The organism is Priestia sp. FW507-14D1A (assembly GCF_058781295.1).
Genome location: NZ_JBYSWQ010000004.1, coordinates 131,427 through 154,666 on the forward strand (window position 1 = coordinate 131,427; position 23,240 = coordinate 154,666).

The 23,240-nt window shown below is 39.4% G+C and carries 27 protein-coding genes; all 27 read left to right on the top strand.

What is annotated here, in order from left to right; all coding sequences use genetic code 11:
* Window positions 1-122: 122 nt before the first annotated feature.
* The 27 genes from prfA (at window position 123) to murA (ending at window position 23,090) form a co-directional block, all read left to right on the top strand.
* Window positions 123-1,190 (top strand): peptide chain release factor 1, encoded by a 1,068-nt coding sequence (gene prfA, locus AC3WJG_RS16295; RefSeq protein ID WP_013059820.1) that lies wholly within the window; start codon window positions 123-125, stop codon window positions 1,188-1,190.
* On the top strand, window positions 1,190-2,041 hold the full coding sequence (gene prmC, locus AC3WJG_RS16300) for a peptide chain release factor N(5)-glutamine methyltransferase (RefSeq protein WP_060745874.1): 852 nt from the start codon (window positions 1,190-1,192) through the stop codon (window positions 2,039-2,041). Before prfA ends, prmC begins: the two co-directional genes overlap by 1 nt.
* Window positions 2,042-2,162: 121 nt before the next feature.
* Window positions 2,163-3,056, top strand: a complete 894-nt coding sequence (spoIIR, locus tag AC3WJG_RS16305; RefSeq protein WP_337134441.1) for a stage II sporulation protein R — start codon at window positions 2,163-2,165, stop codon at window positions 3,054-3,056.
* An 85-nt stretch (window positions 3,057-3,141) separates the two neighbouring features.
* Entirely contained in the window at window positions 3,142-3,588 is a 447-nt protein-coding gene (locus tag AC3WJG_RS16310; protein WP_013059817.1) for a GNAT family N-acetyltransferase, read from the top strand.
* Window positions 3,589-3,780: 192 nt separating this feature from the next.
* Entirely contained in the window at window positions 3,781-4,821 is a 1,041-nt protein-coding gene (locus AC3WJG_RS16315) for an L-threonylcarbamoyladenylate synthase (protein WP_028409701.1), read from the top strand.
* Between the two features lie 67 nt (window positions 4,822-4,888).
* Window positions 4,889-5,449, top strand: coding sequence for a manganese efflux pump MntP (locus AC3WJG_RS16320; RefSeq protein ID WP_013059815.1), 561 nt, complete (start codon window positions 4,889-4,891; stop codon window positions 5,447-5,449).
* Between the two features lie 22 nt (window positions 5,450-5,471).
* Entirely contained in the window at window positions 5,472-5,627 is a 156-nt protein-coding gene (locus AC3WJG_RS16325; protein ID WP_155660731.1) for a hypothetical protein, read from the top strand.
* Window positions 5,628-5,677: 50 nt separating this feature from the next.
* Window positions 5,678-6,106, top strand: coding sequence for a low molecular weight protein arginine phosphatase (locus AC3WJG_RS16330; RefSeq protein ID WP_028409700.1), 429 nt, complete (start codon window positions 5,678-5,680; stop codon window positions 6,104-6,106).
* An 80-nt stretch (window positions 6,107-6,186) separates the two neighbouring features.
* Window positions 6,187-6,648, top strand: coding sequence for a ribose 5-phosphate isomerase B (rpiB, locus tag AC3WJG_RS16335; RefSeq protein WP_013085468.1), 462 nt, complete (start codon window positions 6,187-6,189; stop codon window positions 6,646-6,648).
* Between the two features lie 35 nt (window positions 6,649-6,683).
* Complete coding sequence (locus AC3WJG_RS16340) at window positions 6,684-7,235, top strand: TIGR01440 family protein (protein ID WP_028409699.1); 552 nt, start codon at window positions 6,684-6,686, stop codon at window positions 7,233-7,235.
* Between the two features lie 117 nt (window positions 7,236-7,352).
* The gene (glyA, locus tag AC3WJG_RS16345; protein WP_013059811.1) at window positions 7,353-8,597 is read left to right on the top strand and encodes a serine hydroxymethyltransferase; all 1,245 of its coding nucleotides are present in this window, start codon (window positions 7,353-7,355) and stop codon (window positions 8,595-8,597) included.
* 213 nt (window positions 8,598-8,810) lie between these two features.
* The gene (gene upp, locus AC3WJG_RS16350) at window positions 8,811-9,440 is read left to right on the top strand and encodes a uracil phosphoribosyltransferase (RefSeq protein WP_013059810.1); all 630 of its coding nucleotides are present in this window, start codon (window positions 8,811-8,813) and stop codon (window positions 9,438-9,440) included.
* Window positions 9,441-9,462: 22 nt separating this feature from the next.
* Window positions 9,463-10,614 (top strand): non-hydrolyzing UDP-N-acetylglucosamine 2-epimerase, encoded by a 1,152-nt coding sequence (gene wecB / locus AC3WJG_RS16355; protein ID WP_016765923.1) that lies wholly within the window; start codon window positions 9,463-9,465, stop codon window positions 10,612-10,614.
* Between the two features lie 67 nt (window positions 10,615-10,681).
* Window positions 10,682-12,874, top strand: coding sequence for a S8 family serine peptidase (locus AC3WJG_RS16360; protein WP_136790291.1), 2,193 nt, complete (start codon window positions 10,682-10,684; stop codon window positions 12,872-12,874).
* Between the two features lie 297 nt (window positions 12,875-13,171).
* On the top strand, window positions 13,172-13,393 hold the full coding sequence (locus tag AC3WJG_RS16365; RefSeq protein WP_013085464.1) for an AtpZ/AtpI family protein: 222 nt from the start codon (window positions 13,172-13,174) through the stop codon (window positions 13,391-13,393).
* Window positions 13,394-13,399: 6 nt separating this feature from the next.
* On the top strand, window positions 13,400-13,771 hold the full coding sequence (locus AC3WJG_RS16370) for an ATP synthase subunit I (RefSeq protein WP_013059806.1): 372 nt from the start codon (window positions 13,400-13,402) through the stop codon (window positions 13,769-13,771).
* An 18-nt stretch (window positions 13,772-13,789) separates the two neighbouring features.
* Window positions 13,790-14,500 carry a F0F1 ATP synthase subunit A gene (gene atpB / locus AC3WJG_RS16375; RefSeq protein ID WP_013059805.1) on the top strand — a complete coding sequence of 237 codons (711 nt, stop codon included), beginning with the start codon at window positions 13,790-13,792 and terminating at the stop codon, window positions 14,498-14,500.
* Between the two features lie 90 nt (window positions 14,501-14,590).
* A complete protein-coding gene (atpE, locus tag AC3WJG_RS16380) occupies window positions 14,591-14,803 on the top strand; it encodes a F0F1 ATP synthase subunit C (RefSeq protein WP_013059804.1) in 213 nt (70 codons plus the stop codon).
* 102 nt (window positions 14,804-14,905) lie between these two features.
* A complete protein-coding gene (locus tag AC3WJG_RS16385; protein ID WP_013085463.1) occupies window positions 14,906-15,424 on the top strand; it encodes a F0F1 ATP synthase subunit B in 519 nt (172 codons plus the stop codon).
* Window positions 15,421-15,966, top strand: a complete 546-nt coding sequence (locus tag AC3WJG_RS16390) for a F0F1 ATP synthase subunit delta (RefSeq protein WP_013085462.1) — start codon at window positions 15,421-15,423, stop codon at window positions 15,964-15,966. Before AC3WJG_RS16385 ends, AC3WJG_RS16390 begins: the two co-directional genes overlap by 4 nt.
* A gap of 15 nt (window positions 15,967-15,981) precedes the next feature.
* Window positions 15,982-17,490 (top strand): F0F1 ATP synthase subunit alpha, encoded by a 1,509-nt coding sequence (atpA, locus tag AC3WJG_RS16395; protein WP_013085461.1) that lies wholly within the window; start codon window positions 15,982-15,984, stop codon window positions 17,488-17,490.
* 105 nt (window positions 17,491-17,595) lie between these two features.
* Complete coding sequence (locus AC3WJG_RS16400; RefSeq protein ID WP_013059800.1) at window positions 17,596-18,453, top strand: F0F1 ATP synthase subunit gamma; 858 nt, start codon at window positions 17,596-17,598, stop codon at window positions 18,451-18,453.
* A gap of 36 nt (window positions 18,454-18,489) precedes the next feature.
* Window positions 18,490-19,911, top strand: coding sequence for a F0F1 ATP synthase subunit beta (gene atpD / locus AC3WJG_RS16405; protein WP_013059799.1), 1,422 nt, complete (start codon window positions 18,490-18,492; stop codon window positions 19,909-19,911).
* 26 nt (window positions 19,912-19,937) lie between these two features.
* On the top strand, window positions 19,938-20,342 hold the full coding sequence (locus tag AC3WJG_RS16410; protein ID WP_013059798.1) for a F0F1 ATP synthase subunit epsilon: 405 nt from the start codon (window positions 19,938-19,940) through the stop codon (window positions 20,340-20,342).
* Window positions 20,343-20,616: 274 nt separating this feature from the next.
* The gene (locus tag AC3WJG_RS16415) at window positions 20,617-20,853 is read left to right on the top strand and encodes a DUF1146 family protein (protein WP_013059797.1); all 237 of its coding nucleotides are present in this window, start codon (window positions 20,617-20,619) and stop codon (window positions 20,851-20,853) included.
* A gap of 160 nt (window positions 20,854-21,013) precedes the next feature.
* The gene (locus tag AC3WJG_RS16420) at window positions 21,014-21,754 is read left to right on the top strand and encodes a YwmB family TATA-box binding protein (RefSeq protein ID WP_028409697.1); all 741 of its coding nucleotides are present in this window, start codon (window positions 21,014-21,016) and stop codon (window positions 21,752-21,754) included.
* Window positions 21,755-21,785: 31 nt separating this feature from the next.
* Window positions 21,786-23,090: a UDP-N-acetylglucosamine 1-carboxyvinyltransferase gene (gene murA / locus AC3WJG_RS16425; protein WP_013059795.1), complete on the top strand. Its 1,305-nt coding sequence runs from the start codon at window positions 21,786-21,788 to the stop codon at window positions 23,088-23,090.
* Window positions 23,091-23,240: the final 150 nt, after the last annotated feature.

Sequence of the window (23,240 nt, forward strand, 5' to 3'; positions counted from 1 at the left end):
TGATAAAAACAGAACGCGCAGTTCTGTTTTTTTGTTCATATACGTGTATTAACAAGGTTTTGACTCTATTTTAAAGCTATACTATAATTACAATGTTATGGATAAAGAATGAGGTGAATGACGTGTTTGATCGTTTAGAAGCGGTAGAGGCGCGCTATGAGAAGTTAAACGAACTTCTGAGTGACCCTGAGATCGTAAACAACCCCTCTAAGTTGAGAGAATATTCGAAGGAACAATCAGATATACAACAAACGGTAGCTGCTTATCAAGAATACAAAGATGTAAAAGAGCAGTTATCAGAAGCGAAAACGATGCTTGAAGATAAGCTTGATGCAGATATGCGTGACATGGTAAAAGAAGAAATTGCCGAGTTAGAAACGCAGCAAGAAGAGCTAGTTGAAAAGCTACGTATTTTATTAATTCCAAAAGATCCAAACGATGATAAAAACGTAATTATGGAAGTTCGTGGAGCTGCTGGCGGAGATGAAGCAGCATTATTTGCAGCTAATTTGTACCGCATGTATTCGCGCTTTGCTGAATCACAAGGCTGGAAAACAGAAGTAATGGAAGCAACGACTACTGGAGTAGGCGGTTATAAAGAAATTATCTTTATGATTAACGGTAAAGGTGCGTACTCAAAGATGAAATTTGAAAACGGCGCACACCGTGTTCAACGAGTTCCTGAAACAGAATCAGGCGGTCGTATTCATACATCTACAGCAACGGTAGCATGTCTTCCTGAAGCAGAAGAAGTCGAAGTGGACATTCATGAAAAAGACATCCGTGTAGATACATTTGCTTCAAGTGGACCTGGTGGCCAAAGTGTTAATACGACGATGTCAGCCGTTCGTTTAACGCATTTACCAACAAATACAGTGGTATCATGTCAAGATGAAAAGTCTCAGATTAAAAATAAAGAAAAAGCAATGAAAGTATTGCGTGCTCGCGTGTACGATAAGTTTCAGCGAGAAGCACAAGCAGAGTACGATGCAACGCGCAAACAAGCAGTTGGATCAGGAGATCGCTCCGAGCGTATCCGTACGTATAACTTCCCGCAAAATCGCGTAACGGACCACCGTATTGGTCTGACGATTCAAAAGCTAGATCAAATCTTAGAAGGCAAGCTTGATGAAATTATCGATGCATTAGTCATGGAAGACCAAGCGCGCCGAATGGAAGATTCGAACTAATGAAAGTATTTGAAGCCCTTAAGTGGGCTTCTTCTTTTTTGAAAGAGGCAAAGCGAGATGAAAACGCGGGAGAACTCTTGCTTCGCCATCACTTGCAGATGACGAGAACTCATTTGCTAGGTGCTCTGCAGGAAGAACTAGAAGAAGAAAGTCTAAAAAGGTTTGAACAAGATGTCCATGCTCATAAAGCAGGTATGCCTGTACAATATCTAATCGGGACAGAAGAATTTTACGGGCGTTCATTTATTGTAAACGAACATGTATTAATTCCAAGACCCGAAACGGAAGAGCTGGTATACGGAATGATTTCTCGAATAAAAAAAGAATTTCAACACCAGCCTATTGAGCTTGTAGATATTGGAACGGGAAGTGGGGCAATTGCTATCACTTTAGCTTTGGAACTTGACAGAGTGGAAGTTACAGCAACCGATATAGCTATAGAATCTTTAAGCGTAGCCAAAGAAAATGCTCAAAACCTGGACGCTGCTGTCACGTTTATACAGGGAGATCTATTACAACCATTTCTATTATCAAATCAGAAATTTGATGTGATTGTGTCTAATCCGCCTTATATTCCAGCAGATGATGTGTTGTCCACAGTGGTAAAAGATCACGAGCCAAACCGAGCTCTTTTTGGTGGAAAAGATGGCCTGGATTTTTATCGGCGTTTCATGGAAGAGCTGCCATATGTGACGAAGTCAAATAGTATTATTGGATTTGAAGTCGGGGCCGGACAGACAAAAGATGTAGCTGAGATGCTGCAAAAAACGTTTCCGACAGCTTTTGTAGAATGTGTATATGATATTAATGGAAAAGATCGAATGGTTTTTGCAAAACTTCGCGAGAACTAAAAAAATCAGAGGGAATGATTTTCCCTTTGGTTTTTGAAAATCATGCATTTTTTTACTAAATTACTAGTTTAAGATATCTTGCTTTCGGCCATACTGTTCCTATGAAAGGACGGTGGCCGAAATGAAGAAATATGCTATCATTTATTTTATTTTATTAATTATTGGAGCAAATGCTCAACTTATATATACACATAACCAAGTGCAGGCAGATCAGCCTGCCGTCATTCCAGACGAGGCGATTCGACTGCGCATTTTAGCAAACAGCGATGGTGAAAAAGACCAGTACGTAAAACGTCTGATTCGTGACCGGGTGAACGAACAAATTACAGAATGGGTAAAAGATTTAACATCTGTAACTGTAGCTCGAAAAACGATTAAAGAAAATTTGCCGGCGCTTGAAACAATTGCGAAAGAAGTGTTAAAAGAAGAAGGCGTAAATGAATCTGTTCATGTTAAATTCGGAAAAGTAGAGTTTCCTACTAAGTTGTACGGTCAGTTCTTATATCCAGCAGGGGAGTATGAAGCCGTGCTTATTACTCTTGGCAAAGGAGAGGGAGCAAACTGGTGGTGTGTACTATTTCCTCCTTTATGCTTCTTAGATTTCTCAAACGGTGAAGCGGTAAAAGCGCCGGAGCCATCTGAAGAAGAGCCAACGGAAGAAAAAGAGAAACCAGCAGCTTCTGAATCAAAATCTGCAGACAAAACAGATGACAAATCGGCTGAAAGTAAAGAGCCTGCAGTGAAAACAGAAATTCAATCTGCAACTATTACATCGGATTCTATTGAGCAGAAAGCTGTGGAATCTTCTCAATCAACAGTATCTTCTAAAGAAGTAATTGCAAAAGATACAAGCAGCACAGTAAAGGAAGAGACAAGTGCTAAGGCTGAAAAAAAGGAAAGTAAAGAAGCTGAAAAGTCTGTTTCATCTAAGAAAAAAGCTGATTCTAAATCAAAAGAAGATTCTGTAGAAGTTAAGTTTTTTGTAGTAGAATGGGTATCGTCAGTATTTAATTAATAGAATCATTAAAAATAAAATTCAGTTCTACTTCTTTTAATCATCTCATAGATTTGTTACTAGAAAACAAGTTGAGGTGATTAAAATGAGAGAACAATTAAAAATTGCCAGTGAAAATGATTATATTCGAATTCAGCAGTTCTTGCAAAAAGCGGGCATCAGTACAGCTGGTGTGGAAGAGCATATTCATCAATTTGTCATAATGGAAAATGAAGAAGGCGAGCTGCTAGCAACAGTTGGGTTTGAAAAAGAAGGTGTGGATGGAATTCTCCGCTCCCTTGTCGTGTCTCCTTCTTTAATGCAATCTGATATTCTGCTGCTATTTAAAAGCATCGTCCAGCTGGCTCAAAAGCATGGCGTAAAGCAACTATATTTACTAACAAATAAGGCATCTTCTCTACATTTTTTTCAAATGATGAATTTTCAGCAAACATCTTACAGTGCACTGCCTGAGTTGTTAAAAGAACATTCTTATTTAAAAAAGTTACCAAACCCTCAGGATGTCTATGTGATGTTTTATGCAGCTAGTTAAAAGAAAATGTGGATAAATCATTTTAATGGGGTATCCACAATGTTATTCACAAAAACATAAGCTTTATCCACATTTTGTGGATAAAGCTTGTTTGTTGATATAATGAATGCATGTATTTTACTATATTTGATACATATTGTACTTTTAAAGTAAAAAAAACCTAGATATAGAAAGAAAAAGGAGTTGAAGAAGATGGAAACTAAGTTATGGGTTGTGGATAATTTTACGCACGAAAAAGATATTTATCCACAGATAGAAGAAGCAGCAGATTTGCTGCGCAATCACGAAGTAGTTGCTTTTCCTACAGAGACGGTGTATGGATTAGGAGGAGACGCAACATCGGATAAAGCTGTGGATAAAATTTTTGCAGCGAAAGGACGTCCTAGTGATAACCCTCTTATTGTTCATATTGGAGATAAAGAGCAGCTTCATACATTTGTAGAGTCGATTCCTTCAAAAGCAGAGAAAGTGATCGATGCTTTTTGGCCGGGTCCTCTTACAGTCATATTACCCAAAAAAGATCGAGTTTCAGATAAGGTTACGGCTGGTTTAAACAGCATTGCAGTGAGAATGCCCTCACATCCAGTAGCCCTCGCATTATTAAAAAAAGTGGCTTTGCCTATCGCGGCTCCTAGTGCAAACCTTTCCGGCAAGCCAAGTCCCACTCTAGCTCATCATGTGATGAATGATTTAGAAGGGCGTATTAGTGGAGTTGTGGATGGAGGAGCAACAGGGGTAGGAGTAGAGTCAACGGTCCTTGACTGTACCGAAGAGATTCCTATTATTTTACGGCCGGGCGGCATTACTCAGAAAGAGTTGGAAAATGTAATTGGTCCCGTAAAAGTAGATCGAGCGTTATTAAGTGATAAAGAAGCGCCAAAATCTCCAGGTATGAAATATACGCATTACGCACCTGATGCACCGCTTGTCATCGTTGACGGCAGTTCGGATTTTTTTCAGTCTATTATCAATCGCTATAAAGATCAGGGTAAGCGAGTGGGGGTATTAACGACATCTGAACATGAAGATGCGTATAAAGCCGATGCGGTTATCACATGTGGATCTCGTTCAAATTTAGAGACGGTTGCTAGCCACTTATACGAGTCGCTTCGTTCATTTAATGAGTGCGACGTAGATGTTATCGTTAGTGAAAGTTTTTCTGAAGAAGGAGTCGGTCATGCCGTTATGAACCGATTAATGAAAGCTGCAGGACATCACGTGATTAAGCAATAAAATTCATCTTCTAAACCTTTTCGAATGTGCATATTTTGAAATAGGAGCACGTCCGAGGAGGGTAAAGATGAATGTATCTCAGTTAATTAGTGAAATGATCACGTTAGTCATTATGGCGTTTGCCTTAGGAATGGATGCTTTCTCAGTTGGTTTGGGAATGGGATTAATTCGTTTACGCTTTCGCCAAATTTTCTACATTGGTGTTGTTATCGGTGTATTTCATATTTGGATGCCGCTGTTAGGCATGTTTATTGGACGACTTTTGTCTGATAAACTTGGAATGTTTGCTACCTATGGCGGTGGAATTTTATTGCTGATTCTTGGGGCGCAGATGATTTATTCCTCCTTTAAGCATGACGATACGCCATTTATCAAACCAGTTGGCTTTGGACTGTTATTTTTTGCGCTCAGCGTGAGTCTAGATAGTTTTTCTGTTGGACTTAGCTTAGGTATTTTTGGAGCAAGAACGTTTTTGACCATTATTGTTTTTGGCGTAGTAAGTATGCTATTAACTTGGTTAGGACTGCTGCTAGGCAGAAGAGTACAAGGCTGGCTTGGTTCATATAGTGAGGCACTGGGCGGAAGCATTTTATTAGCTTTTGGAATCAAATTGTTACTACCTTTTTAACTATATAAATAGGTAAAGGATCATGACCATTCAGGTTATGGTCTTTTTTTGCTTCTTTTGGATTGCAGCGATAAAAGAAGGAAAGCGAAGTCGTTTTTTCGAGATGGATGAAGCGGTAATGGATAAAAAATACCCGGAAAAGCTAACTGGATTTATGCAGGCAATAGAGATACAATAGGGTGGAATATCAACATAGTCGAACATAGTGAAAGCAAGGGAGGATGTATCTTGAAAAACATCTTATTTGTATGTACAGGAAACACGTGCCGCAGCCCTATGGCAGAAGCGTTGCTCAAAGCTAAAGAGATAGATGGAATAAACGTGAAGTCTGCAGGCGTATTCGCTTCAAATGGAAGTGAAGCTTCTGTTCATGCACAAGTTGCCCTTCACCAGAAAGGCATAGCTTGTTCTCATGCTTCGGCAGCATTAACGGAAGAACAATTGATGTGGGCTACTTATATTTTTACGATGACGGAGCAGCATAAAATGCTGATTTTGAACCAAGCTCCATACGTAAGTGATAAATTATTTACGCTAAAAGAATTTGCCGACGAGCAAGGTGAAGTGTCTGATCCTTTTGGCGGATCATTACAGACGTACGAACAGACTTTAGAAGAGTTAGAGCGTATGATTAGCAAAATAGTCGACAAATTATAAAAGGTCCCATAAATTTTTGCTGACTTAAAATGAACAGAAATTTAATATAAGACGAAGGTACGTATGAGGAGGAAAAAAAGATGAAAGTAGCTATTGCATCTGACCACGGCGGTATAAATTTGCGACAGGAAATTATCTCTTTAATGGAAGAATTAAATATTGAATATGTGGATTTAGGGTGTGAATGCACAGCGTCCGTAGACTATCCGGATTATGCACTTCCCGTTGCTCAAAAAGTGGCAAGCCAAGAAGTAAGTCGAGGCATTCTTATTTGTGGAACAGGCATCGGTATGAGTATAGCAGCTAATAAAGTAAAAGGAATTCGCTGCGCTCTAGTGCATGATACGTTCAGTGCAAAAGCGACAAGAGAACATAATGATAGCAACATTTTGGCAATGGGTGAACGTGTCATTGGGCCGGGACTTGCACGTGAAATTGCGAAAATTTGGTTAATGACAGAATTTGAAGGCGGCCGACATGAAAATCGCGTGAATAAAATTAAACAGTATGAGCAGCAAAGTGATGCAACATTAACTGTATAATGTGAACGTATTCAATGAAAGAAAGGAAGAAAAACGTGTCTGAACTTACGAAATGGAAAGAGCAGTTGGAAACAGTTTTATCTGATTTTTTAGCACAAGTGCAGTTGTCTTCAGAACATACACTTGTCATTGGATGCAGTACAAGCGAGGTAATTGGTGAAAAAATAGGAACTGCAGGCGCAATGGAAGTCGCAGAAATGATTTTTGATGCGCTATCAGATTTTCGAAAAAAAACGGGTGTTCACTTAGCATTTCAATGCTGCGAACATCTCAATCGAGCACTGGTAGTAGAAAGAGAATTAGCTCGCAAAGAGCGTTTAGAAATGGTTAGTGTTGTGCCTATTCATAAAGCAGGCGGAGCGATGGCTACACAGGCCTATGGCCAGCTTAAAGATCCCGTTTTGGTAGAGTTTATTAAAGCTGATGCCGGTATTGATATTGGAGATACATTCATTGGTATGCATTTAAAGCATGTCGCAGTACCCGTTCGTTGTACGTTAAACGCAGTTGGACACGCTCATGTTACTGTAGCAAAGACGCGTCCAAAACTAATTGGTGGAATGAGAGCGTTTTACGAACTTTCGTAATTAAATATATTAAAATAATACACATTTTTTCTTTTTTATTCTAAATAAATCATGTTACAATGTAGTTGAATCAACAAATAACGAACATTGCGAATACGAAATGAGGAGAGGATTTTGATGGAGAAACAACTAATGCAACAAGATCCAGCAGTTTATAATGCGATTAAGGATGAATTACAAAGACAACGTACTAAGATTGAGCTAATTGCTTCAGAAAACTTTGTAACAACAGCGGTAATGGAAGCACAAGGTTCAGTTTTAACAAATAAATATGCTGAAGGCTATCCAGCTAAACGTTACTACGGCGGCTGTGAACACGTAGACGTAGTAGAAGACTTAGCTCGTGATCGTGCAAAAGAAATTTTCGGAGCAGAGCATGTGAATGTTCAACCTCACTCAGGTGCACAAGCAAACATGGCTGTATACTTCACTGTTTTAGAGGCTGGAGACACAGTACTTGGTATGAATTTATCGCACGGCGGTCACTTAACGCACGGAAGTCCTGTTAACTTTAGTGGTGTTCAGTACAATTTCATCGAATATGGCGTAGATCGTGAAACACATCGTATTAACTACGATGATGTATTAGAAAAAGCGCGTACACATAAGCCAAAATTAATTGTGGCTGGTGCAAGCGCATATCCACGCGCAATCGACTTCAAGCGTTTCCGTGAAATCGCTGATGAAGTAGGCGCTTATTTAATGGTAGACATGGCTCATATTGCTGGTCTAGTAGCTGCAGGACTTCATCAAAATCCTGTGCCACATGCTCATTTCGTTACAACTACAACACATAAAACACTGCGCGGACCACGCGGCGGTATGATTTTATGTAAAGAAGAATTTGCGAAAAAGATTGATAAGTCAATCTTCCCTGGTATTCAAGGTGGCCCATTGATGCACGTTATCGCTGCAAAAGCAGTAGCATTTGGTGAAGCACTACAAGATGAATTTAAGCACTATGCTCAAAATATCATCGACAATGCTAATCGTTTAGCAGAAGGATTAAAGAAAGAAGGATTTGCTCTTGTATCTGAAGGAACAGACAATCACCTTGTGTTAATCGACGTAAGTTCAATGAATTTGACAGGCAAAGTAGCTGAAAAAGCACTTGATGATGTAGGTATTACAACAAACAAAAATACAATTCCTTACGATGAGCAAAGCCCATTTGTAACAAGCGGTATCCGTATTGGTACAGCTGCAGTTACAACTCGCGGATTTGGCTTAGAAGAGATGGATGAAATTGCTTCTATCATCGGATTAACGCTTAAAAATATTGAAGATGAAGAAAAGCTAGCTGAAGCTAAAACACGCGTTGAAGCTTTAACAAGTAAGTTTGAAATGTATAAATCACTTTAAGAGAGACAGGCCTTTGTGCCTGTTTTTTTATGGAGAAAGTGGTAGCAATTCAATCATTTTTTGAATAATGCTTGAACTCAAAAACTTTTTTCTGTAAAATGAATGCAATGTATAAATTTAATTAGCAAGAGATATGTTTTTACTAGTACGTACCATTCAATTCGTTGAATGGTATTTTAATGTGTACATCTTTATATATAAGGAGAGATATCAATGGGCAAAGTATACGTATTTGATCACCCGCTTATTCAACACAAATTAACTTACATACGCGATGTAAAAACGGGAACGAAAGAGTTTCGTGAATTAGTTGATGAAGTGGCGAGCTTAATGGCTTTTGAAGCGACACGTGATTTACCGCTAGAAGACGTTGAAATTGAAACACCGGTTTGCAAAACAAAGTCAAAAGTTATTGCAGGGAAAAAGCTTGGTATCGTTCCAATTCTTCGTGCTGGTATCGGCATGGTAGATGGATTTTTAAAACTAATGCCAGCTGCTAAAGTTGGACACGTTGGCTTATATCGTGATCCAGAAACATTACAGCCTGTTGAATATTATGTAAAGCTGCCTAATGATGTAGAAGAGCGTGACTTTATTGTAGTAGATCCTATGCTTGCAACAGGAGGGTCAGCTGTAGAAGCAATCAACTCTCTTAAAAAAAGAGGCGCTAAAAACATTAAATTTATGTGTTTAATTGCTGCTCCTGAAGGTGTGGAAATCGTAAAAGAAGCACACCCTGACGTAGATATTTACATTGCGGCATTAGATGAAAAATTAAATGACCATGGATATATTGTTCCAGGTTTAGGTGATGCAGGGGATCGTTTATTCGGTACAAAATAATTTGTAGATTCGGGTGATGAACATGAAGCAGCCAATTAAAGTAATGACGATATTCGGGACAAGACCAGAAGCAATTAAAATGGCCCCTCTAGTTCTAGAGCTTAAAAAGCGACCGGAGGAGTTCGAAGCGATTGTTACGGTAACGGCTCAGCACCGTGAAATGTTAGACCAAGTATTGAGCATTTTTGACATTCAGCCTGACTATGACCTTAACATTATGAAAGATCGCCAAACTCTTATGGACGTAACGACCAGAGGATTAGAAGGTTTGGACGACGTAATGAAAAAAGTAAAGCCGGACATCGTGCTTGTACACGGCGATACAACTACGACGTTTATTGCCGGACTAGCAGCTTTTTATAATCAAATTCAGGTGGGACATGTTGAAGCAGGTTTGCGCACATGGAATAAATATTCTCCATATCCGGAAGAAATGAACCGTCAGCTTACAGGCGTTCTCGCTGATTTGCACTTTGCTCCAACCGATAAGTCTGCAGCTAATTTGCAAGCAGAGAATAAAAAAGAAGAGCGGATCTTTGTGACTGGAAACACAGCTATCGATGCGTTAAAAACGACAGTAAAAGAGACATATGAGCATGAAGTGTTAACGAAATTGGGAGATGATCGTCTCATTTTATTAACGGCGCATCGCCGCGAAAATTTAGGCGAACCAATGAAAAACATGTTCCGTGCTGTTAAACGTATTGTGGATGAACATGAAGATGTGCAAGTTGTGTATCCTGTTCATTTGAATCCGGTAGTTAGAGAAACAGCAAACGATATCTTAGGAAATGACCCACGCATTCATTTAATTGAACCGTTAGATGTAATTGACTTCCATAACTTCGCTGAGCGCGCTCATATTATTTTGACAGATTCGGGCGGTGTTCAAGAAGAAGCTCCTTCATTAGGCGTACCTGTATTGGTACTTCGTGATACAACAGAGCGACCGGAAGGAATTGAAGCAGGAACGCTCAAACTAGCAGGAACGGAAGAAGAAACAATTTATACGCTAGCAAAAGAGCTGTTAATAGATGAAGACGTATATAAGCAAATGTCACAAGCATCGAATCCTTACGGAGATGGCTTAGCTTCTAAACGTATTTGTGATGCTATTAGCTACTATTTCAACCGCCGGGAAAACAGACCGGAAGCTTTTAATCCGCTTTCGTAAGATTTCTAAACACCTTTCACATGAAAAGTGTCTCTTTGAGACACGATAGTGTGAGAGGTGTTTTTTTATGTGGATTAAATGGTTAATGCTTAGCTTTATATTAGGGAGCGGGGGAGGGCAAATGTCGCTCAATCCGACATTTCCTTCTATAAAACAAGAAATGAATCATCAGGAAAAATCAATAATTGTCATGGTTGAAAAAGAAAAATTCGCGGAATTTAAAAGTCAGCTACAAAAAAATTATCCTAATATAAAGATTAAGAGCGAATTTCACACGGTATTTACAGGACTTTCATTAAATGGCTCCATCTCGGATTTGGAAAAACTATCTCATAATCCTTCTATTATTGGTTCACATTCTATTAAAAACTACCAGGTTGCAGAAGAAAATAGCGTAACCTTCATTGGCTCAGAACAGGTAAGAGGCTTATTTGATACTCATAATCAGCGCTTAACAGGAAAAGGGATCAAAGTAGGCGTCATCGATACGGGTGTTGATTATTCTCATCCCGATTTAAAACAAACCTACAGGGGAGGGTATGATGTAATAGATAAAGATTATGAGCCGATGGAAACCACTCGGGAGCAAGGAGAGCCTACTCTGCATGGCACTCATGTAGCCGGTATTATTGCAGCAAATGGAAATATTAAAGGTGTAGCACCTCAATCGGAGATCTACGCATACCGAGCTCTTGGACCAGGAGGAGCTGGAACGTCTGAAAGTGTTATTCTAGCTATCGAAAAAGCAATTCAAGATGATGTAGATATTATTAATTTATCATTAGGAAATGATGTGAATGGTCCGGATTTACCAACAAGCTTAGCGTTAGATCGAGCTGTTGAAAAAGGAATTGTAACGGTTACATCCAGCGGCAATTCAGGTCCAGGTTTATGGACGGTGGGCTCTCCGGGTACAGCGGGAAAAGCTATTTCCGTTGGCGCTTCTGTTTCCCCGACGATAGTTCAATTTCTAACAATTGGATTTAACAAAGAAAAAATTATGATGGCGCCAGTAGAAGGGTCTCGTCCATGGACGTTTAATCAAACGCTGCGTGTAATAAATGAACAATACTCCAAAGAGCAAAAGCATGCGTTGGGCAACGTCATTTTGCTAAAAGCAGAAGGAAATGCGGTTGAAAAAAAGATTAAACAAGCTGAACAGGCAGGAGCAAAAGCCGTTATTTTATATAGTCCGACTGAAAAAAGCATAATCGGTAAACTAAAAGAGTCAGTAAATATTCCAGTGATATGGGTAAGTAAAAAAAGCGGTGATACCATTAATCAACACATTCAGTCTCAACAGCCATACTTACGCACTGGCAAGCAAGTGGTTCAAGACTTGCTTACATCTTTCAGTTCAAGAGGGCCTGTAACGACTACTTGGGGAATCAAGCCGGACGTCGTCGCACCTGGTTACTTCATTAATAGTACAGTTCCCGGGGGATATGAACGCATGCATGGCACAAGTATGGCTGCGCCCCATGTAGCTGGAGCGTGTGCTCTTATTTTACAAGCTCACCCGAACTGGTCTCCTGAACAAGTCAAAGCTTCATTGATGAACACAAGTAAAGTAATGCAGCAGCTAAACGGTCAAACGTATCGCGTATATGAACAAGGAGCCGGGAGAATTCAAATAGCAAAAGCTGTCACAGCAGACTCTTTATTTTATCCATCTTCTTTATCTTTCGGTATTTTTACGCGCCCATCAAAGAAAGTCTTATCATTTAAAATTGATAACCAGTCTGATAAAGCAAAAACGTATCGCTTAAACGTTCCGAAAAGGGATGAAGGAGTGAACTGGGATGTTCCATTACCCGTCACGGTGCAGCCACATCAGACAAAAGAAATAGCTGTCACTTTATCGGTGCAGCCCCGTTTTAAAAATAAAGGTATATATGACGGATATTTGGAAATAAATGATTCACGTGAAACATTTTCGCTTCCTTATATGTACATGGTTAGCATTCCAGATTATCCTCGTGTCATGGGATTGCAAGTAGCAGCGGAAAAAGAGAAAAATACGTATAGCTATGAACTGTTTTTGCCTGAAGGAGCAGATGAGTTAGGCGTTGCTCTTTTTGATAAGCAGTCTTTACAGTTTATATCGTATTTAGATGTTGACGTTGATGTAGAAAGAGGCATGAGAAAACGAAAAATAACGATCGATGAATCGCTTGTACCGGGGTCGTACCAAATATTTGCATTTGTGAAAAAGCATAGACAAGAGCAGGTTGTACACAGTACAATAACGATTGAATGAACCTCTTTAAATGTTTTCATTTGAAGAGGTTTTATGTGTGGCAGAAATGTGAACAATAAGAAGAGATTGTGAAGTTTTTAGCTTAAACACATTGACATTAAATATACGCTATTGTATGCTTACAGGGAATATAAATGATAAGGTTTTCAACCTGTGAAAACCGTTGATATTTCTGCGTATTTTATTAGCTGTTTTTACCTTTTTTAGCAATTTTTTTTGCCTTTCTATCATATATTGAGCTATAAAAACGATAGAGAATTCGGAAAAAAGAAAATTTTGCAAAAGGGGTATGAGCTTATGAAAGATCGCAACCGTCATCCTTTGCAAGCGATGGCATTAGTGTCAATCATTCTATCACAGTTAGCAGGTTCAGTCTTAATTGGCTTATTCTCTGGGAGATGGGCTGATCAATGGCTTGATACCGAACCACTATTTTTGATTTTAGGCCTTCTTTCAGGGCTAGCAGCAGGTGTTTTTATGATGCTGCGGACAGTCCACCATTTTTTTTCAGGAGATTAATAATTCATGCAGGATTTGCAGCACGTTTTTCCAAGACTTCGTTCATACATATTGTATTTGTTAGCATTATACGTTCTCGGCTGGGGATTTACAAGTTATAAGGCTGTTTTTGCAGGTTTAATTTTAGGAACCGCCCTGAGTTTGTATAATTTGTGGAACTTGGTAAGAAAGTTTGAGCAGTTTGGACAGGCGTTGGATGAGGGGAAAAAGCCCCGTTCAATTGGGACTGTTGTAAGATTTGCAACAGCTGCTCTCGCAGTTGTGATTACCATCTCTTATCCAAAAACCTTTCATATTATTAGTGTAGTTGTGGGATTAATGACGTATTATGTTGTCATTATCATAGATTTAGTTGTTCAAAATATGCGTAGAAGATAGAAAGAGAGGTGAACACAGTTGGGTCATGAATCACCAACTATAGAGTTTCTAGGCCTTACTTTTAGTCAAAGTAACTTGCTTATGGTTACCGTAGCTTCTGTTATTGTATTCTTAATTGCAGTTTTATGTACTCGTACTCTTGCTATGAAGCCAAGCGGTGCACAAAACTTTATTGAATGGGTCTTAGATTTTGTTAAAGGACTCGTTAATAGCAATATGGATTGGAAAACAGGTGGCCGCTTTTTGACGCTAGGTGTAACTTTACTTATGTACATTTTTGTGTCAAATATGTTGGGTCTTCCATTTGCCATCGTGATTGACCATAACTTATGGTGGAAATCGCCAACCGCTGATCCAGCAATTACGCTGACGTTAGCCGTTATGGTAGTTGTACTATCACATTATTATGGTATTAAAATGCGAGGTTTCTCTGCATACACGAAAGATTACTTCAAGCCAATGGCATTTTTATTCCCGCTTAAGATTATCGAGGAGTTTGCCAATACGTTAACGCTTGGCCTTCGTCTTTACGGTAATATTTATGCTGGGGAAATTTTGTTAAGCTTGCTAGCTGGTTTAGCAACAACAGGCTTCTTAGGTACAATTGGAGCTGCTATTCCAATGCTTTTATGGCAAGGATTTAGTATTTTTGTAGGCGCAATTCAGGCCTTCATTTTCACAATGTTAACGATGGTTTATTTATCTCACAAAGTGAGTAGCGACCATTAATTTATAAAGCTTTGTTCAAGTAATACCCAATTTGGACAAAACAAAACTTTGTTAAACAAAATCATATATATTAAGGGAGGACTTTATAAAATGGGTTTAATAGCATCTGCAATTGCGATTGGTTTAGCGGCACTAGGTGCTGGTATTGGTAACGGTCTTATCGTTTCTAAGACGATTGAAGGCACAGCTCGCCAACCAGAAGCACGTGGTACATTAACTTCAATGATGTTCGTTGGGGTTGCCTTAGTTGAGGCGCTTCCAATTATCGCCGTAGTTATTGCATTCATGGTACAAGGTAAATAATAATGTGTTACATGTGGCGAAGATCATTCAAAAGAACCTTCGCCATTACTTTATGTCTTTAATAAGTAAATTATATATGTGGAGTCTCTGAAGGGAGTGAACATGGCCGTGTCGAACATGTTTGTGTTAGGAGCAGCAGGCATTAATGGTGGAGATATTCTTTTCCAATTAGTGATGTTCCTTATCCTACTTGCGTTACTTCAAAAATTCGCGTTTGGTCCTGTAATGGGAATCATGAAAAAACGTGAAGAGCATATTGCCGGTGAGATTGATGAAGCAGAAAAGCAAAATGAGGAAGCGAAGAAGCTTGTTGAAGAGCAGCGTGAAATCTTAAAGCAATCTCGTCAAGAAGTGCAAGTAATGATGGAAAACGCTAGAAAGTCTGCAGAAGATAAAAAAGAAGAAATCATTGCGGCAGCACGCGAAGAGTCTGAGCGTCTAAAAGCTGCAGCAAAACAAGAAATCGAACAGCAAAAAGATCAAGCAGTTGCTGCGTTACGTGAGCAAGTTGCTTCATTATCTGTTTTAATTGCGTCGAAAGTTATTGAAAAAGAACTTTCTGAACAAGATCAAGAGAAGTTAATTCATGAATATATCCAAGAAGTAGGGGATGTACGATGAGTCAACCAGCTGTAGCCAAACGCTATGCACTAGCTCTTTTTCAATTAGCAACAGAAAAACAGATGATCGATGAAATGCAAGACCAGCTACAAATCGTTGAAGAGGTGTTTGCTAAAACACCTGAATTAATGGATGTATTAACTCATCCGAAAATTACAATTGAGCGAAAAAAACAGTTTGTAAGTGAGGCATTTGCTGAACTTTCACCAACTGTTCAACATACGGTTCTTCTATTATTAGAGCGTCACCGCATTCAAATTGTTAGCCAAATGGTACAAGAGTATCGTTTCCTAGCGAACGAAGTACGTGGCGTGGCAGATGCAACTGTTTATTCTGTCAAACCTTTAAGTGCAGATGAGAAAAGAGCAATCTCGCAATCATTTGCTTCTAAAGTTGGAAAACATACGTTAAATATTTCAAATATAGTAGATAAAAGCCTAATCGGCGGCGTGAAGCTTCGCATTGGTAATCGTATCTATGATGGCAGCATTAGCAGCAAATTAGAAACGATCCACAGAGGACTTCTTGCACACAGATCGTAGATAGGGGTGAAATTCATGAGCATCAAAGCTGAAGAAATTAGTGCGCTGATCAAGCAGCAAATTGAAAACTATCAGTCTGAGATTAAAGTGAGTGATGTAGGTACTGTTATCCAAGTTGGGGACGGTATCGCACGTGCTCATGGCCTCGACAATGTCATGGCTGGAGAACTGGTTGAATTTTCAAATGGTGTCATGGGAATGGCACAAAACTTAGAAGAAAACAATGTAGGTATCATTATTTTAGGACCATATACGGAAATTCGTGAAGGTGACGAAGTTCGCCGTACAGGACGCATCATGGAAGTTCCAGTAGGGGAGCAGTTAATCGGTCGTGTTGTTAACTCATTAGGTCAGCCAGTAGACGGCTTAGGCCCAGTAGAAACAACAAAAACACGTCCAATTGAAGGTGCTGCACCTGGCGTTATGGATCGTAAATCAGTACATGAGCCGCTTCAAACAGGTATCAAGGCGATTGACGCACTTGTGCCGATCGGTCGTGGACAGCGTGAGTTAATTATCGGTGACCGTCAAACGGGTAAAACATCGGTAGCAATCGATACAATCTTAAACCAAAAAGATCAAGATATGGTATGTATCTATGTAGCGATTGGCCAAAAAGAATCAACAGTTCGTAACGTAGTAGAGACATTACGTAAACACGGTGCTCTAGATTACACAATCGTTGTAACAGCATCAGCTTCACAACCAGCTCCACTATTATTCTTAGCGCCATACGCTGGGGTAACAATGGGTGAAGAGTTTATGTATAACGGTAAGCACGTACTTGTTATTTACGATGACTTAACAAAACAAGCATCAGCTTATCGTGAACTTTCATTACTATTACGCCGTCCTCCAGGTCGTGAAGCGTATCCAGGGGATGTATTCTACCTGCACTCTCGTTTATTAGAGCGTGCGGCAAAGTTATCGGACGCAAAAGGTGGAGGTTCATTAACAGCTCTTCCATTTATTGAAACGCAAGCAGGAGACGTATCTGCTTATATCCCAACGAACGTAATTTCGATTACAGACGGACAAATTTTCTTACAGTCAGATCTATTCTTCTCAGGCGTACGTCCTGCGATTAATGCTGGTCTTTCTGTATCACGTGTAGGGGGATCTGCACAAATTAAAGCGATGAAAAAGGTAGCAGGTACACTGCGTCTAGACCTTGCATCTTATCGTGAGCTTGAATCGTTTGCTCAGTTCGGTTCTGATCTTGACCAAGCAACTCAAGCAAAATTAAATCGAGGAGCGCGTACAGTTGAAATCTTAAAACAAGGTTTACACAAACCGCTTCGCGTAGAAAAACAAGTAGCTGTGCTTTACGCATTAACAAAAGGCTTCTTAGATGATGTTCCAGTATCAGATATTACGCGCTTTGAAGACGAGTACTTAACATGGTTAGAGTCAAACCGTAAAGAAGTACTTGAATCAATCCGTACAACTGGTGGTCTTCCTGAAGCTGGCGTATTCGAATCAGCACTTGAAGAATTCAAGAAAACATTTATTGCATCTGAATAATATATTGTCAGCATGGTATGTTAAGACAATCTTTCAATAAGGTGAAGGTGAACATTTGTTCACCTTTCATACCACGTGATCTTCTAAAACAAGGTGGTGAAACCTTTGGCATCATTACGTGATATACAAACTCGAATCACATCGACGAAAAAAACGAGCCAGATTACGAAAGCAATGGAAATGGTTTCAGCTGCAAAGCTGAATAGAGCGGAACAAAATGCAAAATCGTTTGTTCCATACATGGAAAAAATTCAAGAAGTAGTCTCAAGCGTAGCCCTAGGCAGCAGAGGCGCTTCACATCCAATGCTAACTGCGCGCAGTGTGAAGAAGACTGGTTACATCGTAATCACTTCAGATCGCGGTCTAGCAGGAGCATATAACAGTAATATTTTGCGAAAAGTATCTCAAGCTATTGAAGAACGCCATCAATCACCTGATGAATACGGTGTGATTGCAATTGGACGAGTAGGGAGAGATTTCTTCGTAAAACGCGGTATTCCGGTTTTGCTTGAAATCACAGGCTTAGCAGATCAGCCAGCTTTTGCTGACATTCAAGGAATCGCTTCACAAACAGTTCAAATGTTTGCAGACGGTACGTTTGATGAACTTTACTTATACTACAATCACTTTATCAATACGATTTCACAAGAAGTGACGGAGAAGAAGCTATTGCCTCTAACAGATCTTCAACCTTCTGGTAAACTTGTTGGTTATGAATTTGAACCATCACAAGAAGAGATTTTAGAAGTATTACTTCCTCAGTATGCAGAGAGTTTAATTTACGGCGGCCTGCTTGATGGAAAAGCAAGTGAGCATGCTGCTCGTATGACAGCAATGAAAAGTGCAACAGACAACGCAAAAGATCTTATCAATAATCTTACATTGTCATATAACCGTGCACGTCAAGCGGCAATTACCCAGGAAATTACGGAAATTGTTGGCGGAGCGGCAGCGTTAGAATAGAAAGTTTAATGGAAAAGCAAGTTAGGAGGGAACACGATGACAAAAGGACGCGTTACTCAAATCATGGGTCCAGTTGTAGACGTAAAGTTTGACAACGGACACCTTCCGGCAATTTATAACGCCCTTAAAATTTCACATAAACCGAGCAGTGCAAGTGAAGTTGCAATCGAATTAACATTAGAAGTTGCGATTCACTTAGGTGATAACACGGTTCGTACAGTAGCAATGTCATCCACTGACGGCTTAGTTCGTGGATTAGAAGTAGAAGATACAGGTGCAGCAATCTCAGTACCAGTTGGTGACGTTACGTTAGGTCGTGTATTTAACGTATTAGGTGAAAAAATCGACTTAGACGCCCCAATCGATGCAGGTGCACGTCGTGATCCAATCCACCGTCAAGCACCAAAGTTCGAAAATCTATCTACACAAGCTGAAATTCTTGAAACAGGTATTAAAGTAGTAGACTTATTAGCTCCTTACATTAAAGGTGGAAAAATCGGTCTATTCGGTGGTGCCGGTGTAGGTAAAACAGTATTAATTCAAGAATTAATCAATAACATTGCTCAAGAGCACGGCGGTATTTCAGTATTCGCTGGTGTAGGTGAGCGTACGCGTGAAGGTAATGACTTATACCATGAAATGACAGATTCTGGTGTTATTAAGAAGACGGCTATGGTATTTGGACAAATGAATGAGCCACCTGGTGCACGTCAACGTGTTGCATTAACAGGATTAACAATGGCAGAATACTTCCGTGACGAACAAGGTCAAGACGTATTATTCTTTATTGATAATATCTTCCGTTTCACACAAGCGGGTTCAGAAGTATCAGCATTACTTGGCCGTATGCCATCAGCAGTAGGTTATCAGCCAACATTAGCGACAGAAATGGGTCAGCTTCAAGAGCGTATCACGTCAACAAGCGTAGGTTCTGTAACATCGATTCAAGCGATTTACGTACCAGCCGATGACTATACGGATCCAGCTCCAGCGACAACATTTGCTCACTTAGATGCAACAACAAACTTAGAGCGTAAATTATCAGAGATGGGTATTTACCCTGCGGTAGATCCATTAGCATCTACATCTCGCGCTTTATCTCCTGAAATTGTTGGAGAAGAGCACTATGCAATTGCGCGTCAAGTTCAACAAACGTTACAGCGTTATAAAGAGTTACAAGATATCATTGCAATCCTAGGTATGGATGAGTTATCTGATGAAGATAAACTTGTTGTACAACGTGCTCGTCGCGTTCAATTCTTCTTGTCTCAAAACTTCCACGTAGCAGAACAATTTACAGGTCAAAAAGGTTCTTATGTTCCTGTAAAAGAAACTGTTAAAGGATTTAAAGAGATCTTGGAAGGTAAATACGATCATTTACCTGAAGATGCGTTCCGTTTAGTTGGTCGCATTGAAGAAGTTATTGAAAATGCGAAACGTATGGGAGTAGAAGTTTAATTTAAGGGACATAGGAGGTTTTTTAAATGAAGACAATCCATGTCAGTGTAGTGACTCCTGATGGCCCAGTTTACGAATCAGAAGTGGAAATGGTAAGTACCCGAGCACAGAGCGGTGAGCTTGGTATTTTACATGGCCATATTCCGATGGTTGCTCCTTTACAAATTGGAGCCGTCCGCTTGAAGAAAGCAAGCAGTACAGAACTTGTGGCTGTTAGCGGAGGATTTCTTGAAGTAAGACCTGACAAAGTAACAATTCTTGCACAGGCTGCTGAAACAGCTGAAGAGATTGACGTAGCTCGTGCAGAAGAAGCGAAAAAGCGCGCTGAAATGCGCCTTGATAGCAAACAAGACGACGTTGATGTTAAGCGTGCTGAAATTGCCTTAAAACGGGCAGTCAATCGTTTAGATATTAGTCAACGTAAGTTCTAAAAAAAGCCCTCTCAAACGAATGAGAGGGCTTTTTTGCTCTATTATACAAAAGGGGAAGAGCAAATAGCATTCATCTATGATTATATATTCCATTCAACTAAGCGCATCCATCTTCTTTATTTTGCTCAATAATGGAAAAGGATCTTAAAATAGGGAATAAAATAAATGTTTTTCATGTTACCGTTTACGAATTTGCATAAGTGTGCTTTAATATGAAAAGAAGAGACGATGATCGTCTCTTCTTTTCATATGGTGTTTAAAAGGAGTGCTTTTATTGTTTGGAGGAATTGAACAGCAAACGTTACTAACCATGATTTCACATTTGATTTTTATTGTGATTACTTGGTATGCTTTGCAAGGCTTTCAAATTGAAAAGCTGATGAAACCTAATCATGTGTTTCAAGCAAAATTAATGCTTATTTTATTGACCATTACGATTTCATCAACAGTAAGTAATTTCTTTTTGGATTATTTATTTTGGTCACAGCGCATTCCCTCATTTTTTCAATGATTGGCAAGCTATGAGTCTATGATAAAATAGACGTTCATTCATTGAAGATATACGAATTTATACGCTAATGTATGTCGCTATGTCTAAATATGACGACCCTTTTCATGTATGTATCATCGCCTTCTGGAAAGACTGGTGAGTACGGAGAGGGAGTGGCGAAATGTTTAAAAAAATTAGTGTCTTTTTGGCTATTTTCATTACTGGCTTATTCGTATATCATGGAAGTTATGTGAGCAATGCCCAAAACAATGAAACTACTATTGAGAAGATTGTTCACACCTTAAATAAGCAGCATGTTTCGTTAACTGAAGTATCGTTGTATGCAAGAGAAGAAGTAAAAGCTGTTACTGACCAAAAAACCTTTTATTCGCAAGCTAAAATTATTAAAAGTAATTTTAGAGGTTTTAAATGGGAAGTGAAGAGGGAAAGAGACCTATGGAAAGCAATAGGTACACGCAAAAGTGAAGATGTGAACGAAGTCATTCTGTTAACTTATGCGATCGATGAACACAGCAATGCGTACATATCGTATCATGTAACGGGACAAGGTTTAAAAGAAAAAAATATGACCCATTTTCAAAATGTATTTCAGACAAATTATGAAAAAATTTTCCTATCAGAACCCATAATTTTCTCTTGTGCAACAGGGGAAATCAATGATAAGATGGAAAGTGTTTTGTCTGTTGAAATTCAAGACCTATTACGAGCTTTCAATGCTAAACCAGTGGAATCTCTAGTGGAAGAGTCATTTACCTCTGTTTCAGCATATACTGGACTGTGGAAAGAAGCTCTTCAAACGAAAAAGCAGGAAATGAACTTACAAATTGCATTACGCAAGACAAGAATGGGCGGTCAAACAACCATAGTTGTTGGCACACCTATCATTACGTCTGAATATTAATATAGAGAAAATGGACGCGGAGGGGAATACCTTGGAAAAAATCATCGTCCGCGGTGGAAATAGATTAAGCGGTACAGTTAAAGTTGAAGGAGCAAAAAACGCCGTTTTACCTATTATCACTGCAACCTTATTAGCTAGTGAAGGAAAAACAATTCTAAATGATGTACCAGCTCTCTCCGATGTATTTACGATTGGCGAAGTTTTAAGACATCTGAATGCAGAAGTAGATTTTGAAACAAATCGTGTAGTTGTAGATGCATCAAGAGAGTTAAAAACAGATGCACCTTTTGAATATGTAAGAAAAATGCGCGCTTCAGTACTTGTAATGGGTCCTTTATTGGCGCGTACAGGTGAGGCTCGTGTAGCTTTACCTGGCGGATGTGCGATTGGATCAAGACCGATTGACCAGCATCTTAAAGGCTTTGAAGCAATGGGTGCTAAAGTTCAAGTAGGAAATGGTTTTATTGATGCAAAAGTTGAAGGAAGACTAAAAGGTGCTAAAATTTATTTAGACTTCCCAAGTGTAGGTGCCACAGAAAATATTATGATGGCAGCAGCATTAGCGGAAGGCACTACAATTATGGAAAACGTAGCAAAAGAACCTGAGATTGTCGACTTAGCAAACTTCTTAAACGCAATGGGCGCTAAAGTTCGCGGTGCAGGAACTGGTACGATCCGTATTGAAGGTGTTAATAAATTATATGGTGCAGAACATGCAATTATTCCAGATCGCATCGAAGCTGGAACATTCATGGTAGCAGCAGCTATTACAGGTGGAAACGTACTTGTACGCGGTGCAGTAGCAGAGCACATCAGTTCACTTGTTGCTAAAATGGAAGAAATGGGTGTTGAAATTACTGAAGAAGGCGACGGCTTACGCGTTGTAGGACCTGAAAAGCTAAAATCAGTAGATATTAAAACAATGCCTCATCCAGGTTTCCCTACGGATATGCAATCTCAAATGATGGCATTATTATTAGCAGCAGAAGGCACAAGTATGATTACAGAAACAGTTTTTGAAAACCGCTTTATGCACGTAGAAGAGTTTCGCCGCATGAACGCTGATATTAAAATTGAAGGGCGCTCTGTTATTATTAACGGACCTTCTCAACTACAAGGCGCTGAAGTAGCAGCAACAGATCTTCGTGCAGCAGCAGCGTTAACATTAGCAGGACTTGTAGCAGACGGCTATACGCGTGTAACGGAATTAAAACACCTTGATCGTGGTTATGTAAATTTCCACAATAAATTAGCCGCTTTAGGCGCTGATATTGAACGTGTAAATGACGAAACAAAGCAAGTAGAACAAACTCAACAGGCTTCAGACGTGAAATAAATATGTCATAAAAAAAGCATCTCATAGTGAGATGCTTTTTTTGTCGTTGGACGACCCTTATGGCCGGTTTGCTGTCATAAAAGGTTGTCCACCTCCATACATATGGAATATAGGGATATAGGTGTTCCTTGTCAAAATAATAGATATGGA

Coding starts and splice junctions, on each gene's coding strand:
- prmC (WP_060745874.1), top strand. CDS start 1,190: ATGAAAGTATTTGAAGCCCTTAAGTGGGCTTCTTCTTTTTTGAAAGAG.
- spoIIR (WP_337134441.1), top strand. CDS start 2,163: ATGAAGAAATATGCTATCATTTATTTTATTTTATTAATTATTGGAGCA.
- AC3WJG_RS16310 (WP_013059817.1), top strand. CDS start 3,142: ATGAGAGAACAATTAAAAATTGCCAGTGAAAATGATTATATTCGAATT.
- AC3WJG_RS16315 (WP_028409701.1), top strand. CDS start 3,781: ATGGAAACTAAGTTATGGGTTGTGGATAATTTTACGCACGAAAAAGAT.
- AC3WJG_RS16320 (WP_013059815.1), top strand. CDS start 4,889: ATGAATGTATCTCAGTTAATTAGTGAAATGATCACGTTAGTCATTATG.
- AC3WJG_RS16325 (WP_155660731.1), top strand. CDS start 5,472: ATGACCATTCAGGTTATGGTCTTTTTTTGCTTCTTTTGGATTGCAGCG.
- rpiB (WP_013085468.1), top strand. CDS start 6,187: ATGAAAGTAGCTATTGCATCTGACCACGGCGGTATAAATTTGCGACAG.
- glyA (WP_013059811.1), top strand. CDS start 7,353: ATGGAGAAACAACTAATGCAACAAGATCCAGCAGTTTATAATGCGATT.
- upp (WP_013059810.1), top strand. CDS start 8,811: ATGGGCAAAGTATACGTATTTGATCACCCGCTTATTCAACACAAATTA.
- wecB (WP_016765923.1), top strand. CDS start 9,463: ATGAAGCAGCCAATTAAAGTAATGACGATATTCGGGACAAGACCAGAA.
- AC3WJG_RS16360 (WP_136790291.1), top strand. CDS start 10,682: ATGTGGATTAAATGGTTAATGCTTAGCTTTATATTAGGGAGCGGGGGA.
- AC3WJG_RS16365 (WP_013085464.1), top strand. CDS start 13,172: ATGAAAGATCGCAACCGTCATCCTTTGCAAGCGATGGCATTAGTGTCA.
- AC3WJG_RS16370 (WP_013059806.1), top strand. CDS start 13,400: ATGCAGGATTTGCAGCACGTTTTTCCAAGACTTCGTTCATACATATTG.
- atpE (WP_013059804.1), top strand. CDS start 14,591: ATGGGTTTAATAGCATCTGCAATTGCGATTGGTTTAGCGGCACTAGGT.
- AC3WJG_RS16385 (WP_013085463.1), top strand. CDS start 14,906: ATGGCCGTGTCGAACATGTTTGTGTTAGGAGCAGCAGGCATTAATGGT.
- AC3WJG_RS16390 (WP_013085462.1), top strand. CDS start 15,421: ATGAGTCAACCAGCTGTAGCCAAACGCTATGCACTAGCTCTTTTTCAA.
- atpA (WP_013085461.1), top strand. CDS start 15,982: ATGAGCATCAAAGCTGAAGAAATTAGTGCGCTGATCAAGCAGCAAATT.
- atpD (WP_013059799.1), top strand. CDS start 18,490: ATGACAAAAGGACGCGTTACTCAAATCATGGGTCCAGTTGTAGACGTA.
- AC3WJG_RS16410 (WP_013059798.1), top strand. CDS start 19,938: ATGAAGACAATCCATGTCAGTGTAGTGACTCCTGATGGCCCAGTTTAC.
- AC3WJG_RS16420 (WP_028409697.1), top strand. CDS start 21,014: ATGTTTAAAAAAATTAGTGTCTTTTTGGCTATTTTCATTACTGGCTTA.